The organism is Paenibacillus thailandensis (assembly GCF_042685365.1).
Lineage (GTDB): Bacteria > Bacillota > Bacilli > Paenibacillales > Paenibacillaceae > Paenibacillus_AP > Paenibacillus_AP thailandensis.
In genome coordinates, this window is record NZ_JBHUMY010000006.1 from 365,142 (window position 1) to 379,760 (window position 14,619).

The window sequence follows — 14,619 nt, forward strand, 5'->3', positions numbered from 1 at the left end:
TTAGCGTTGAGCAAGGGCATAACGCTTGCGGAAGCTTACGAACGTTCCGCCTATCCGATTCGGGGAAACGGAAAATGGGCCGTTCGGCAGCTTATTGAAGCTTTTGACGGATATAACGGGGATACGGCCAGCGACATTTACGGCAAAGGCGATATAATCGAGAATTTTCAGCGGAAAATAGCGGATTGCCTTGGCATGGAGAGCGCGGTGTTCTTCCCGAGCGGAACGATGGCGCAGCAGATCGCGCTGCGAATTTGGTGCGACGAGGCCGGGCTTAAGCGAGTGGCCTACCATCCGTTATGCCACCTCGAAATTCACGAAGAGGACGGATTGAAGGAGCTGCACGGCATCGATCCGATTTTGCTGGGAGAGAAAGAGCGGCTTATTCGGCTGGAGGACATCCGGAGCTTGCGGGACGATATCGCCTGCCTGCTGCTTGAGCTGCCGCAGCGCGAAATCGGCGGCCAGCTGCCGGAGTTCGAAGAGCTGGAAGCGATCTCGGCCTATTGCAGGGCGCGCGGGATCAAGCTTCATTTGGACGGAGCGAGACTGTTTGAGATTACGCCGTATTACGGCAAAACCGAAGCGGAAATTTGCGCTTTGTTCGATAGCGTCTATGTTTCGTTCTACAAAGGGATCGGCGGCATTGCCGGAGCCATATTGGCCGGACCGGCCGCTTTTACGGAGACGTCGAAAGTATGGAAAAGACGCCATGGCGGCGATTTGATCAGTCTTTATCCTTACATCGTAAGCGCGGACTATTATTTCGACCGGCGGATCGGGAAGATGGCCGAATATTATGAAGGAGCGAAGGAGCTTGCGGGGCTGTACAACGGCTGCCCGGGCGTCAAGACGATACCGGAGCAGCCGGTATCCAACATGTTCCACGTCCATTTCGAGCTGGGGAAGGACCTTCTGGAGCCGATCCTTATCGGCGTATACGAAGAGACGGGGATCGGCCTGTTTCCGGCATTGCGCGGGCAAGATGAAAGGGAAGGAACCTGTTATTGCGAGATTAATGTGGGGGATCTTTACGATAATGCGCCGAAGGAACGCATCCACGAAGCCTTTCGCCTGCTTCGGGAGAAGCTTGAACCGGTTGCAAGGATAGGCAAGCGGGGATGAGCCGGTTGATAGTAAATTGGAATAACAAGGAGTTGCGTCATCTCTTTTGGACCGCCCGACCGCTACGGTTAGGGCGGTTTTTTTGCCAAGCGGCCGCCCGGATCGGTCGTTCGCAGGCAGATGAAATGCTTCCGCCGCGCATACATATCCATTAATGGCTTTCATTTTAACCGCCGCGGGGGTGTAAAGTTGAAGAAGAATTGGATCAACTCACCGTACACGTTTTCGCTCGGCATGTTCGCGATGATGGTTCCGAGCCAAGCGTTCAGCTCGTTTTACAGCTATTATTATGTCGAAAAGCTTGGTCTCGGCATCGCTTTGGCGACGGCGGCCCGGACCGTGTTCCTCATTTGGGATGCCGTCAACCAGCCGATGTTCGGCTATTGGTCCGATCGGACCAACAGCCGGTTCGGACGGCGCAAGCCGTGGATCTATGCCGCAATCCCCTGGTTTATGCTCGCATTCGTCCTCTTGTTTTCTCCTCCGGGCGGGTTGCCGCAGCATTCGCTGTTCGCTTGGTTTCTCGTCGCGCTCATCTTGTTCGAAGCCGCCGCTACCGTACTATGGGTTAATTACGGGGCGTTATTCCCGGAGCTGTTCTTGGGCGACCGGCTTCGGGCCAAAGCTTCCGCGGTACAGCAAGGCTACCAGATCGTTGCGTTGTTGATCGGCTCCGCGGCGACTCCTCTCTTGTTTAATGCGATAGGCTTCGGCAACATGGCGCTCGTTTACGCGCTTTTGTTCGCGGTCTCCATGCTGGCTTGCATGCGGTATGTCCGCGAATGCGAAGACGCCCGCCTCCCCGAGCCGCTTAAGCTGGCGGAAGCGTTCCGCGCAACGCTTCGCAACCGGAAATTTTGGCTGTTCAATCTGGCGAATTCGTTCGCCCAGACCGTCAATGGGCTTCTAAGCTCGATCATCCCCTTTTACGCCAAATATGTGCTGAAGATTCCGGATGCGCAAGTTTCGTTATTGCTGGCGGCCGTCTTTGTCTCCGTCATTCCGTCGGTCGCCGTCTGGTACGGGATGGTCCGCACCATGAGCGCCGTAAAGGCATGGCGGCTGTCGCTTGCGCTTTACGGGCTTGCCGTTATCCCGCTATGGTTCGGCTCTAACCTGGCGAGCGGGATCGCAGCCGGCATAGCGGCCGGATTCGGTCTGGCCGGTTTTCTGGTCACCCCGCCGATTGTGGGCGGCCGCATTATCGACGAAGACGCGGCGCTGACGGGGCGCAGACGGGAAGGGATGTATACGGCTATCAGCGGGTTTATTACAAGATCAAGCGGATTGATCTCGGCCTTGGCGTTTCTTGTTGTCGGGATGATCTTCGGCTACGAGAGCGGCGATCGTCCCGGCCCGAATCCCGAGGAGGCGTTCCGCTATTTGATTAGCGCCGTGCCGCTAGGTTTGCTGATCATATCGTATAGCCTGTCATTGTTCGTCAAAGACGAAGCTCCGCGTTAATCGGAAGGGAACGTTCGGAAACCAATAAAGCAAGCAAATCTCGCCCGAGGCTCGACGACGCAAAAACTTATAGGCGGCTCTAGGTAAATTAGCCGAAAAAGAAGGGAATAGAATAATGGGAGTGGAATTGAAAGGGTATCGTGGACTTATTATCGTTTCTGCTTGATTCATTCGGATTAAACGAGGAGTGATCGGCGTGAGCAACGGGGAAGAAAACGGAAGCAAGCCGCTGGAACCGTATAAATCCTACAGTCAATGGGTTGACGAGGCGGTGGAGGAATTCGCGAAGAAAGGCGGCTTTGACGACTTGCCGGGCAAAGGAAAGCCGCTTCATATCGCGCAAGGAGACGCGTTCTCGGGCGTACTGAAGGAAGCGCATTATTTGCCGGCGTGGGTTGAGCTGCGGAAGGAGATCGCGAAGGATATGGAGCGATATATCGATAAAGCCGGTCATCTTACGGAACAGGAAGGGGAGCGGGCGATCGGCGCGATTAACGAAAAAATCCGCAAATACAACCGTATGGTCCCGTCCGGCACGCTGCAGCGGGGGCTGGTGACAAGCGAGAATATCCGGAGCAAATACGAATATTGGCGTTAAATGATCGTTAGATGACGAAATTGTCACTCTCTTTGCTGCCTGCGTTATGGTTGAACTTGCGCATCCTGTTTATAGTTAGAGCAGAGAGGGAGGAATAAACGTCATGAACGCCATCATTCAAACCAAAGGATTAATGAAAAACTACGGGAATAACCAGGTGCTTAAAAATATCGACTTAACCGTCATGGCCGGGGAGTTTACGGCCATCATGGGGCCGTCGGGCTCCGGCAAATCGACGCTGATGAACGTCTTGTCGACGATCGACCGGTTCTCGGGCGGGGAGGTATGGCTGGACAACCAATCTCTGCTTCAGCTGAACCGCAACGCCCTTCGGAAATTTCGGCAGGAGCGGATGGGATTCATCTTCCAGGATTACAACCTGCTTGACGCGCTGACCGTAAAAGAAAATATTTTGCTGCCTCTGTCGCTGCGCCGTTATGCCGCGGGCGAGATGGAAAGGCGGCTGAAACGGATAGCGGAAGCGTTGTCGATCGAACCGATCTTGCATCAGTACCCGAGCGAGATATCGGGCGGTCAGAAGCAGCGCGCCGCTTCGGCCAGAGCGCTTATAACGGAGCCGGCGGTCGTCTTCGCCGACGAGCCGACGGGAGCGCTGGATTCCCGTTCCGCAACCCAGCTGCTGGAGCAGCTGTCCGATCTCAACAGGTCGTTCGGGACGACGATCTTGATGGTGACGCACGATCCGTATGCGGCGAGCTTCTGCAGAAGAGTCATTTTTTTGCGGGACGGCGGAATCGTCAACGAGCTGTTTGCCGGGGACAAGGGCCAGCAAGCGTTCTACGACCGGATACTTGACTCGCAAAGCTTGCTGGGAGGGCATCGCCGATGAGCCTGATCGACTTGACCCTGCGGAACGTCAAACGGAATTTCAGACTGTACGCGATTTATTTGCTGTCTATGATCATCGGCGTCGTCATCTTCTACACGTTTTCGTCGCTTATGTATAACGAAGATATTACGGAAGCTTTGTCCAATCGGAGAAACTTTCAGCTCGGCATTATGATCGCCTCGGCAGCCGTATTTTTGTTTATCTTGTTTTTTATTCTCTATGCCAACTCGTTCTTCATGCGGCAGCGGAAAAAAGAATTCGGCATGTATTTGCTGTTCGGCATGAACGAATGGCAAATTACGCGCATCGTTTTCTATGAATCGCTGGCGCTCGGCGGAATTTCGCTTGTTGTCGGCATCCTGCTGGGCGGCTTGCTTTCCAAGCTGTTCGGGATGCTGCTGATGAGCCTGATGCGGTACGATCAGGTCATCTCGCTCAACTTTCCGGTACAAGCGTTAGCCGTAACGGTCTCTATCTTTGCGTTTCTTATTCTGATCATTACGGTTCAAAGCCATCTGTCCGTGAAGCGGGTTCAACTGATCGAGCTGTTCCACGCCGGCTCCAAAATGGAAAAGCCGGTCCAAACGTCACGCTTGCTTGCATTGGTTGCCGTATTTATGCTTGTCGTTTCGTTCGTCATTATCGGCGGGGGCAAAACGTCGGTGTTCTGGACCGACTATTCCACGGCCAGTTTGCTTGCGGTAGCGGTCGGGATTATCGGCGGGACGTATTTGTTTTTTAGCCAGTTCGTCGGCTGGCTTCTTGAAACGATACGCAGCAAGCCCAATTATGCGGTCGGCGATACGGTGCTGTGGGCGTCTTCGCTCCGGTTTCAAACGCGCGGCAACACGCTGAACCTGACCTTCATCTCCTTGTTCAGCGCGCTTATCGTGCTGTTCGTATCGTTTACGGCTATAAACTACGCGGTGCAGTTCGAAGCCGTCGGCCGTAATTTGCCCAACGACCTGGCTCACCAGTCGCTTGACGAAGAGACGAATAAGCGCATCGAGCGGATCATCGGCGAATCCGGCCACGACGTGTTAAGCCATAACACTCTTGAAGCCGTGCAGGCTGAAACGGTGACGGATATGGCGGAAGCTTTCGATAATCCGGAGTTTTATTCGCCGGGTGTGCTGCTTGTATCGGAGACGAGCTACAACGAGGTCGTAGCGGACCGCGGCGACGACCGGAAGCTGCAGCTTCAAGCGGACGAAGCGGTATCGTTATCGCAAGGGACCGATTATGAAGTCAGCTATAATCCAGCCGCCGCATCGGATTACGAGATCCGTACGGGCGGGTCGGCAATTCGGTTCAAGCTTGCGGGCAAGCTGGATTATGCGCTGCTCGGCTGGTCGAGTTCTCCCGATACTTCCATGGAACGAAGACAAGGCGCGCTTGTCATAGACGATGAAGCTTACGCAGCCATTGCCGCGGCTTCGCCCGCCGCGTTGAAGAAATTTGAAATTTACCGGCTTGCGGACGCGGACCAAGCGGAATCTCTGTCCCGCCAGGTGCACCCGATCGTGACCGCCGTTCCGGGCGCTTACTATTCTTCTTTCGCCGACGTTTATGCCCTGCAGATCGAAAGCTCTTCGCTGCTGCTGTTCTCGAGCGCATTTCTAGCGCTGATCGCTTTGTTCGCTTTGGCTAGCGTCATCTACTTCAAGCAGCTGCGCGAGGCGACGGACGAGCGCCGGCAATACGACATATTGGGCAAAATGGGCGTGGGCGCCAAGCTGATGAGACGCGTCATCCGAAAGCAGCTTATGTTCGTGTTCGCTCCGCCGCTTGCGATCGGCATCTTGATCAGTTCGTTTACGATTAAAGTGTATATTTTGGATTCCATCAGCAATTTTCCCGGGCTGCCGGGACTGGTCTGGTGGATCGTGGCCGCTTACATGCTGATTTATGCCATGTTTTATTTGTCCGCGGCGAATCTGTATTACCGCATCGCCAGCCAGAAGCCCTGACGCTTCTGGCCTTCGGCATATTATGCCTGTCTTACGTTTAAGGCATATGAGGGAGGTTTACTTTTGTTTCACATTTTATTGGTTGAGGATGACGAGAAAATACGGGCGATCGTCGCGGATACGCTGCGCAAATGGCAGTTTGCCGTATCGGAAGTAACGGATTTCGGCACGGTTCTGGAGACGTTCCATGCCGTTCAGCCTCACCTCGTCGTTATGGATATTAACCTGCCGGTGCGGGACGGCTTTTATTGGTGCCAGCAAATCCGGGGCGAATCCAAGGTGCCGATCTTGTTCTTGTCCTCCCGCGATCAGAACATGGACGTCATTATGGCGATTAACATGGGAGGGGACGACTACGTTCAGAAGCCGTTCGAGCTGGATGTGCTCGTCGCGAAAATAAACGCCCTGCTGCGCCGCAATTATACGTATCAGGTAAACTCCCGTCAGCTTTCGCATCGCGGCTTGTCGCTTCACTTGTCCAATTCGACCGTTCAATTCGGAGAGCAGACGTTGGAGCTGAGCAGGAACGAGTTTATCGTTATGCAGGCGCTGATGCGCAGCGTCGGCTCGATCGTGGCGAGAGAGCAGCTGATGCAGGCGCTGTGGAACGACGATCAGTTCGTGGACGACAATACGCTGACCGTCAACGTCAACCGGCTTCGGCGCAAGCTGGCGCAGCTGGGCCTCGAAGATTTTATCGTCACGCGCAAAGGGATGGGGTATATCGTCGAATGAGCTTCTGGCGGTTTCTAAAATACGAGCTGCCCTATATCGGGCTTGTTGCGGCATGCTTTATCGTGGCGTCGCTTGTCTATTTGACGGACCCGACGATGGACTGGCACTGGAGCACCTTTCTTTACGCTTTGGCTTTGCTGGCGTTTGTGGCCGGGGCTTTCTTCGTTTACCGCTATTTCAAAAGCTTAAGCGCGATACGCCGCATCGACTCAGACGACGCCGAGCCGCTGTCGCTCGAGTCGGCCGCTTATTTGGAAGCGATGGAGCTCATGCGCAAAGCGCATATTCACACGCTTAACGAGGCGAGGTTCAAGCAGCGGGAACACCATGATTTTATTATTTCGTGGTTTCACGAAATCAAGACGCCGATATCCGTATTGCGGCTCATGCAGCAAACTTCCGTGGACAAGGACAGTCTGGCCGAGGAGCTCGAGAAGATCGAGCATTACGTCGATCAGGCTTTGTATTACGGAAAGCTGGACAGCTTTAATCAAGATTACGAATTGCATGGCTGCGATCTGGACGCGCTGGCGAAGCGCGCCGTCAAGGAGCACGCACGCACGTTCATCGCGAAGAAGCTGAAGGCGGAGGTCGATACGAAGCCGCTGACGGTGCAAAGCGATTCGAAATGGCTCCGTTTTATTGTGAATCAATTGATTACTAACAGTTTGAAGTATACGGAGCCGGGCGGCAAAATTACGATCGAGACACGCGAATCGGCCAAAGAGAAGCTGCTGATCGTCCGCGATAACGGCATCGGAATCGAAAGCAAAGATTTGCCGCGCGTATTCAACCGGGGCTTTACGGGAACGAACGGGCGAACCCATATGAAATCGACCGGCATGGGGCTCTATTTGGCGCAGCAGCTTGCCAATAAGCTGGGCCATTATTTGACGTGCAGTTCGATCGCGGGGGAATATACGGAGTTCGTCATTCATTTTCCGAAGCATCACGATTTGTACGCGGCAACTGTCGGGAGAGCGCCGAAACGGGAGGAGGGGAGCGATTGACGATGGAAGAAGGAAGGGCTGCGGCGATGCCTTGTCCGTTATGCGGACAGTCCGGACGCTGCGGCAATCCGGAGGCGAGGCCGGACGCTGCTTGCTGGTGTTATACGGCGGGCTTTCCGAAGGAAATATTCAGTCTGATTCCGGACGAGAAGCGCGGCCAGGCTTGCATCTGCCCGGATTGCCTGGCCGCCTTCAAGCGGGGAGAGCTGCGAACCGAAACCTAAAGGAGGTACGATTGTGACATATCGTTCGGACGGCAAGCATACGCACGAATCGCAGCCAGCCGAGAACAAAGCCTTTAACGAACAGGTTACCGTAAGCGAAGAATTGCTGCCGATTCAACGGATTGAAGGCGGAGGTCCTCCGAGACCCGTAAAGTATGAGCGGCTTCCCCGCCCGTTACGGATTTTCGGATACGCCGTTACGATCTTTATGATCGCATGCGCGCTTGCAGTCATCGGTATTTCCGTTTTTAAATGATAAGCTCCCTTAAGAATTGCGAGGGCAGATCGGGAGGTTCACCACCCTATCGAAGGAGCTCGCGAAGCATGTTTTCGCTGATCGGTTGAAGGAGTGGCAAATGCGCCCTAATAAGAGGTAAAAGTGCACCCCCATGCGCGCGAAAATGGCGCCAAGGCGCCGTACGAGGTGCAAAAATGCACCCTATGGACGCAGAGATGGCGCCAAAACGCGCCATGTGGTGCAATTTTGCACCACATGGACGAAGACAGCGCCAAAGTTGCGCTCAGCTCTTGATCGCGCCCGCCGCGATATCGGAAATGAACTGGCGGCTGACGAAGAGAAAGAAGACAATCAGAGGGATGACGGCAAGCAGCGCGCCGGCGATCACCATCGCATAATCGGTCTGGTAGATGCCGTTCAAGGAAGACAGGGCCACCTGAAGCGTAAATTTGCTTGCGTCGGTCAGCACGATGAGCGGCCACAAATAATCGTTCCAGACGCCGATAAAGGTGAACGCGCCGAGAAAGGAAAGCGCCGGGCGAAGAATCGGCAGGCTCACGTTCCAATAGAGGCGGAAAAATCCGCATCCGTCCATGCGGCCGGCTTCGAGCAGCTCCGATGGAATCGACTCCTTCGCGTATTGCCGGATCCAGAATATGCCGAACGCGTTCACCATGCCGGGAACGATCAGCGCTTTAAACGAGCCGACCCATCCGAGCTTCGCCATTATGACGAATGAAGGGACGAGCGACAGCTGCGAAGGCGCCATCATCGTGGCAAGCAGGACAATAAACAGCCAACCGCTGCCGGGGAACTGGAATTTGGCAAAGGTCACGCCGGCGAGAGAATCGAAGAACAACACAAGCAGCGTTACGACGGTGGCCACGAACAACGTGTTCAGGAACGCTCCCCAGAAGTCGATCCCTTCCATGACCCGGCTGACGTTGCGGCCAAGCTCGCCGCCGAACCACAGCTTGGGAGGAAAGCTGTAGATGTCGGATGTCGTTCGGGTGGCCATGACGGCCAGCCAGTAGAATGGGAATACCGACAAGAGCAGACCGATCACAAGCCCGGCATGGACGGCTGCGGATTTCCAACGATTGACGATCATCTTTTTCCCCACCTTTCACCCGTATTCCGTTATCCGTTACGATCCGAGCGGTCCTGCATCATTTTCCAGTTCACCATCGAAAACAAGGCGATCAAAATGAACATGCCCCAGCCGACCGCCGCGCCGTAGCCGAAATAATTGTTGACGAACGCTTCGCGGTACAAGTACAGCACAAGCGTCAGGCCGCCTCCTCCGGCTCCGCCGTTATTGCCGACCAGTATTTGCGGCTCCGTGAACAGCTGCATGCCTCCGATGGTCGAAGTGATGACCGTAAAAAGAATAACCGGCCGCAGCAGCGGAATTGTGATCCGGAAGAAGGTCTGCAAGGTCGAAGCTCCGTCGATGCGGGCCGCTTCGTACAACGCAGTCGGAATGCTTTGCAAGCCCGCCAAATAAATGATGGAATTATAGCCTGCCCATCGCCATATCACCATCGCCGATACGGCGATCTGGATGCCCCATGTTTTATTCAGCCATTGAACAGGATCAAGACCCGCCGACGTCAATAAATAGTTGAGCAGGCCGAAATTGTTGGCGAAGAGCGTGCTGAAAATAATCGAGACCGCGACGAGCGACGTGACGTTCGGCAGGAAGTAGCCGATGCGGAACAGCGTGCGGAACTTGACGAAAGCCGAGTTGAGCAGGAAAGCGACCAGCAGCGCCAGGAACAGCATCGGGATCGTCGAATAAAACCAAATCAGAAACGTGTTTTTAACCGCTTTCCAGAATTCGGGATCCAGCAGCATAAACCGGTAATTATTCAAACCGTTAAAGCTCATCTCGCCGATGCCGTCCCATCTCTGGAACGACAGATAAAAAGAGAAAACGATCGGAAAGAGGCCGAATACGGCAAAAATAATGTAAAACGGCGAGATCGCCAAATATTGTTTGCGGTGTTTCCAGATTTCGGAGAGTAATCGGGTTTTGCGCGCCGTTCCTTCCGCGAGGCGGCGGTCCGGCGAAACGCCGGAAACCGGACGGCCGGCTTGAAATTGTGGCATGGCGATAACCTCCTTATGCCCGTACCCTGTCGGTTAACGGGTTCGTGGTATGCTTCCGCGATTAGCCGCGATTAGCGAAGAAGCTCCTTCCGGATGCGCGACATGGCGTCGTCCCAGGCTTTATCGGGATTTTTGCCCTGAAGGGCGACCGATTCCAGTTCCCGCGTCACGATGCCGTGCACGGATTGGTGCCTGACTCCCAAATAAAGAGGCTTAACCTGCATGGCGGCCTCCCCGAATATTTCACCCGTTACCTGGCCGCCGAAGAACGGTTCTTCGGACAGCATCTCCGGGCTTTCGAGCGCCTTGACGGCCGACGGGTAAAGGTTCATGTTTTTGAAGCTCCTCAGCTGATTGTCGGGATTCAGAAGCCAAGAGATAAAATCGTATGCCTCCTGCGGGTGCTTGCTGTTTTTCAGGATGGCCAGAAAGGAACCGCCGTTGTTGCCGGCGCCCGACGGGGCGCTCGCGACCCGCCATTTGCCCGCCGTATCCGGCGCGGCGTCCATCAATACTTCTTTGTACCAGACCGCTCCGACGAAGCTGGAGATTTTGCCGTTATTCATGGAAGCGTTCCATTCCGGCGTCCATTGCGCCGCATTCGCGAGCAGCCCCATATTATGCGCTTGAACCGCCGTATCCCAAGCTTTCTTGACAGGCGAGCGGGCCGGATCGTCTCCGATGAACGTGCCGTCCTTCTCGAAGTAGATCCGTTCGTTTTGCGCGGTGACCTGCGTGTAGACGGATACGATATTGTCCGTAAGGTATACGCCGTCCAGTTTGTCCTGCAATTGCTTTCCAGTCTCCAGGTAACTTTCCCACGTGCCCATCAGCTTCGATACTTCTTCCGGATCGGTCGGGAGTCCGGCCTGTTCGAACAAGTCCGCGCGGTAATAGAGAGCCGTCGGTCCGGTGTCGATCGGAAGGGCGACCATATAGCCGTCCGGCGTCACGCCGAGATTCCATTTCCAATCCAAATATTCCGCTTCGATATCCGACGCGCCAAGTTCGTATAAGTTCCAAAAATGCGAGGAGCTCGGAAACAGCTCGGCAACCCAGTCGTTAAGCGCTACGATGTCCGGCCCGCCCGAGCCCGCCGCAAGCGTCGTCTTCAGCTTCGATTTAAAATCGCCGCCGACCTTCTGGGCATTGATCTTGATGTTCGGAAACCGCTGCTCCGCTTCGGCAATAATGCTGTCGTCCAAGCTGCGGTTCCAGTACCATAGCGTAAGCGTAATTTTCTCGTCGGACGGCTTCTCGCCGGCGCCGGGAAAGGAGCATCCGCTAATGGCGACAACGGCTAAAAGCAACAGTACCGGCAATCGGAACCTTGTCATCGGCAAAACCCTCCTGTGTGATGGATTTTCGAAACAGGTGTCCAAGCGAATGGGCCCGTATAGACGTTCAAGAGTTGACCCTTGTCTATTATATATGAAAGCGCATACAAACTCATGCGACGGAATTACCATCAAGAGATGAGACGGTAGTCGGAGACGTACTCGTCCTTGTCCAATGACAAAATTTAGAAAGTATTAATTTACTTGCATGGGTTGGTTTACCGCAGCGATACGGCGTGGCACGGCAACGACTTCATTACGGTCGACGGAGCAGGGGCGGCCATGTTCCGCAAACGAACGACGCCCCGGCTCTTTGCGTTTATCCAAAAAGGCTGTTCTTGATCAGCAAAGGGGAATCGTCCACGACGTCGTTTCAAACCGTTTACACCCGAATTGAGCGTCTACGTTTCCGTGATGATCCCGCCGTTTACGTGCAGCACCTGACCCGTTACGTACGAGGAATCGTCGGAAGCCAAGTAAATATAGGTCGGCGCAAGCTCAAACGGCTGAGCAGCCCGCTTCATCGGCGATTGGAGGCCAAACGTTTTGACATAATCGGCAGGGTAGGTGGATACGATGAGCGGCGTCCAGACCGGTCCCGGCGCTACCGCGTTGACGCGAATGCCTTTGTCGACGAGCTGGAGGGACAGCGACCGGGTAAAGGATACGACGGCACCTTTGGTCGATGAATAATCGACAAGCAGCGGAGCTCCGGCGTAAGCGGTGACCGACGAGGTACTGATAATCGAGCTGCCGGGCTTGAGATGGGGGAGAGCGGCCTTCGTCAAATAAAAGAACGGAAAAATATTCGTCCGGTACGTATTTTCCAGCTGTTCGTCGGTGATGTCCATAATGCTTTGCTCCGGGAATTGAACGGCTTGGTTCAGCACCAAAATATCCAGCTTGCCGAAATGGCCGAGCGTCTGCTTTACGATATCCGCGGAAAATTCCGGCCGGCGCAAATCGCCTTCGATCGGCAGGCACCTCCGCCCGTAATATTCGACGACCCGTTTGGTCAATGCCGCATCCTCGCGCTCGTTTAAGTAAACGATCGCGACATCGGCGCCCTCCTTGGCAAAGCCGACGGCGACGGCTCGCCCGATGCCGCTGTCGCCGCCCGTAATAATCGCGACTTTGCCTCTCAGCTTGCCGCTGCCGCGGTATTCGGGGTTATCGAAGATGGGCAGCGGCCGCATGGCGTATTCCATGCCCGGCTGTACATTCTGATGCTGCGGCGGGAATGTGACGGGCTTTTGCTCGCATTTCGTTTCGTAGCCGTAATAAGGGTAAGTTGGAACCATAAGATCCTCCGTTAATCCAATGATGGTATAGGATATTCACCCATGCGCCCTTTGGTGTTCCGAACCGTCTCCGCGCGCTCGAATCGGCTATGCCGATTGAGGACTCCGATCCGAAACGCAAAAAAACATCCGCACTCTTCGCCGAAGAGCGCGGATGTTTTTCGTTTTTGCCGCAGCGATCGTCTTAGATTTCGATTCCGCCTTGCTCGATCACCTGCTTGTACCAGCGATAGCTTGCTTTAGGCGTGCGCTCGAGCGTTTCAAAATCGACGTGGACGAGGCCGAACCGTTTCGTATAACCGAACGCCCATTCGAAATTGTCCATAAGGGACCATACCATATAGCCGCGAAGATCGACGCCGGACTCAAGCGCGCGATGAAGAGCGATAATATGCTTGTGCAAATAGGCCGAACGTTCCGTATCGTTCGCCGGTTCGTCGTAGCATGCGCCGTTCTCCGTAATGTAGATCGGAATCCGTCCGTACGTATTCGTAATCCAGGTCAACACGTGATAGAAGCCGTCTGCGTAAATATTCCAGTTGAAATCGGTTTTCTCGTAGCCGGAGCCGATTTCCTCGCTGTCGTACAGGTCGTTGCCCGGATTGTGGCGAACGAGGCTGCCCGTATAGTAATTGATGCCGAGGAAGTCGATTTTCTCGCTGATGACCTCCATGTCGCCCGGCACGATTTTGACATGGGCCCCCTTGGAAGCGTACCAGTCCACCGCAAGCTGCGGATATTCGCCCTTCAGGACGGGGGAGAGGAACCACTCGTTAAAGGCTGCGTTGCGCAGCGCGGCCGTCTGCACGTCTTCGGCTTTCGAGCTGTACGGCTCCCGCCATTCGGTATTCGGCGCATAACCGATTTCGCCGGCGATGCCAAGCTCGCGGAAGCGGCGAACCGTTTTGCCGTGGGCTACCAGTATATGGTGCGCGACGTCGAGCGCGGCCTGCAGATTTTTTTTGCCCGGCGCGTGGTCGCCGAAGTAGTTGGACAGAATGGAGATGCACCAAGGCTCGTTGAGCGTAATCCAATGCTTGACTTTGCCGTTCAGCTTGTTGAATACGGCTTCGCAATACGCGACAAACGCGTCGATCGTCGCTCTATTCTCCCAGCCGCCTTCGTCCTGCAGCGATTGCGGCAGATCCCAGTGGTACAGCGTGACGAACGGCTCGATGCCGTTTGCCAGCAGCTTGTCAACGAGCTCTTCATAATAGGTGAGGCCTTTCTCGTTCGCTTCGCCTCTGCCTTGCGGAACGACGCGCGGCCAAGCGATGGAGAAGCGGTACATTTTGACGCCAAGCTCCTTCAGCAGCCGGACGTCTTCGTCTACGCGGTGGTAACTGTCGCAAGCGACGTCGCCCGTATGTCCGTGCAGCACTTTGCCCGGCGTCTTGGAGAACGTGTCCCAGATGCTGGGCAGACGCCCGTCTTCGTCGAAAGCTCCTTCTATTTGATAAGCGGCGGTCGCCGTGCCCCATTTGAACGTATCGGGAAAACGTAATAATGCCATGACGATATAACCTCCAATGTTCGGAAATCTCAATAAAACCCAGTATAAAGAATAAGGCATCGATCCTCTATCACTATTCTTTCTACTTCTGGCACAATAATGACTTTCCGGCCGATCCGCTGCCATATAGGCTACGCCTGCC

Annotated in this window: 14 protein-coding genes; 9 read left to right on the forward strand and 5 right to left on the reverse strand. The window is 54.8% G+C overall.

Features of this window, described 5'->3' with window-relative positions:
- The first annotated feature begins 6 nt into the window (after positions 1–6).
- The 9 genes from ACFSW5_RS06575 to ACFSW5_RS06615 all read left to right on the forward strand — a co-directional run bounded on the left by ACFSW5_RS06575 (position 7) and on the right by ACFSW5_RS06615 (position 8,232).
- Positions 7–1,125 (forward strand): threonine aldolase family protein, encoded by a 1,119-nt coding sequence (locus ACFSW5_RS06575; RefSeq protein ID WP_379270606.1) that lies wholly within the window; start codon positions 7–9, stop codon positions 1,123–1,125.
- Positions 1,126–1,314: 189 nt separating this feature from the next.
- Entirely contained in the window at positions 1,315–2,589 is a 1,275-nt protein-coding gene (locus ACFSW5_RS06580; RefSeq protein WP_379270607.1) for an MFS transporter, read from the forward strand.
- A 196-nt stretch (positions 2,590–2,785) separates the two neighbouring features.
- A complete protein-coding gene (locus ACFSW5_RS06585; protein ID WP_379270608.1) occupies positions 2,786–3,187 on the forward strand; it encodes a DnaJ family domain-containing protein in 402 nt (133 codons plus the stop codon).
- Positions 3,188–3,290: 103 nt separating this feature from the next.
- Complete coding sequence (locus ACFSW5_RS06590) at positions 3,291–4,037, forward strand: ABC transporter ATP-binding protein (RefSeq protein ID WP_379270609.1); 747 nt, start codon at positions 3,291–3,293, stop codon at positions 4,035–4,037.
- Complete coding sequence (locus ACFSW5_RS06595; RefSeq protein ID WP_379270610.1) at positions 4,034–6,007, forward strand: ABC transporter permease; 1,974 nt, start codon at positions 4,034–4,036, stop codon at positions 6,005–6,007. The genes ACFSW5_RS06590 and ACFSW5_RS06595 overlap by 4 nt, the downstream gene beginning before the upstream one ends.
- Positions 6,008–6,070: 63 nt before the next feature.
- Complete coding sequence (locus tag ACFSW5_RS06600) at positions 6,071–6,742, forward strand: response regulator transcription factor (protein WP_379270611.1); 672 nt, start codon at positions 6,071–6,073, stop codon at positions 6,740–6,742.
- Entirely contained in the window at positions 6,739–7,752 is a 1,014-nt protein-coding gene (locus tag ACFSW5_RS06605) for a sensor histidine kinase (protein WP_379270612.1), read from the forward strand. The genes ACFSW5_RS06600 and ACFSW5_RS06605 overlap by 4 nt, the downstream gene beginning before the upstream one ends.
- 2 nt (positions 7,753–7,754) lie before the next feature.
- The gene (locus tag ACFSW5_RS06610) at positions 7,755–7,976 is read left to right on the forward strand and encodes a cysteine-rich CWC family protein (RefSeq protein ID WP_379271048.1); all 222 of its coding nucleotides are present in this window, start codon (positions 7,755–7,757) and stop codon (positions 7,974–7,976) included.
- A 13-nt stretch (positions 7,977–7,989) separates the two neighbouring features.
- Positions 7,990–8,232 (forward strand): hypothetical protein, encoded by a 243-nt coding sequence (locus tag ACFSW5_RS06615; protein WP_379270613.1) that lies wholly within the window; start codon positions 7,990–7,992, stop codon positions 8,230–8,232.
- Between the two features lie 265 nt (positions 8,233–8,497).
- Here the strand turns inward: ACFSW5_RS06615 and ACFSW5_RS06620 are convergent, their stop codons facing one another.
- The 5 genes from ACFSW5_RS06620 to ACFSW5_RS06640 all read right to left on the reverse strand — a co-directional run bounded on the left by ACFSW5_RS06620 (position 8,498) and on the right by ACFSW5_RS06640 (position 14,477).
- Entirely contained in the window at positions 8,498–9,325 is an 828-nt protein-coding gene (locus ACFSW5_RS06620) for a carbohydrate ABC transporter permease (protein WP_379270614.1), read from the reverse strand.
- A 29-nt stretch (positions 9,326–9,354) separates the two neighbouring features.
- Complete coding sequence (locus tag ACFSW5_RS06625; RefSeq protein WP_379270615.1) at positions 9,355–10,326, reverse strand: carbohydrate ABC transporter permease; 972 nt, start codon at positions 10,324–10,326, stop codon at positions 9,355–9,357.
- Between the two features lie 71 nt (positions 10,327–10,397).
- Positions 10,398–11,663, reverse strand: coding sequence for an ABC transporter substrate-binding protein (locus tag ACFSW5_RS06630; RefSeq protein ID WP_379270616.1), 1,266 nt, complete (start codon positions 11,661–11,663; stop codon positions 10,398–10,400).
- Positions 11,664–12,064: 401 nt separating this feature from the next.
- Entirely contained in the window at positions 12,065–12,964 is a 900-nt protein-coding gene (locus ACFSW5_RS06635) for an SDR family oxidoreductase (protein ID WP_379270617.1), read from the reverse strand.
- 184 nt (positions 12,965–13,148) lie between these two features.
- Positions 13,149–14,477, reverse strand: a complete 1,329-nt coding sequence (locus ACFSW5_RS06640; protein ID WP_379270618.1) for a GH1 family beta-glucosidase — start codon at positions 14,475–14,477, stop codon at positions 13,149–13,151.
- Positions 14,478–14,619 lie beyond the last annotated feature (142 nt).

Coding starts and splice junctions, on each gene's coding strand:
- ACFSW5_RS06635 (WP_379270617.1), bottom strand. CDS start 12,964: ATGGTTCCAACTTACCCTTATTACGGCTACGAAACGAAATGCGAGCAA.
- ACFSW5_RS06610 (WP_379271048.1), top strand. CDS start 7,755: ATGGAAGAAGGAAGGGCTGCGGCGATGCCTTGTCCGTTATGCGGACAG.
- ACFSW5_RS06625 (WP_379270615.1), bottom strand. CDS start 10,326: ATGCCACAATTTCAAGCCGGCCGTCCGGTTTCCGGCGTTTCGCCGGAC.
- ACFSW5_RS06640 (WP_379270618.1), bottom strand. CDS start 14,477: ATGGCATTATTACGTTTTCCCGATACGTTCAAATGGGGCACGGCGACC.
- ACFSW5_RS06605 (WP_379270612.1), top strand. CDS start 6,739: ATGAGCTTCTGGCGGTTTCTAAAATACGAGCTGCCCTATATCGGGCTT.
- ACFSW5_RS06595 (WP_379270610.1), top strand. CDS start 4,034: ATGAGCCTGATCGACTTGACCCTGCGGAACGTCAAACGGAATTTCAGA.
- ACFSW5_RS06630 (WP_379270616.1), bottom strand. CDS start 11,663: ATGACAAGGTTCCGATTGCCGGTACTGTTGCTTTTAGCCGTTGTCGCC.
- ACFSW5_RS06590 (WP_379270609.1), top strand. CDS start 3,291: ATGAACGCCATCATTCAAACCAAAGGATTAATGAAAAACTACGGGAAT.
- ACFSW5_RS06620 (WP_379270614.1), bottom strand. CDS start 9,325: ATGATCGTCAATCGTTGGAAATCCGCAGCCGTCCATGCCGGGCTTGTG.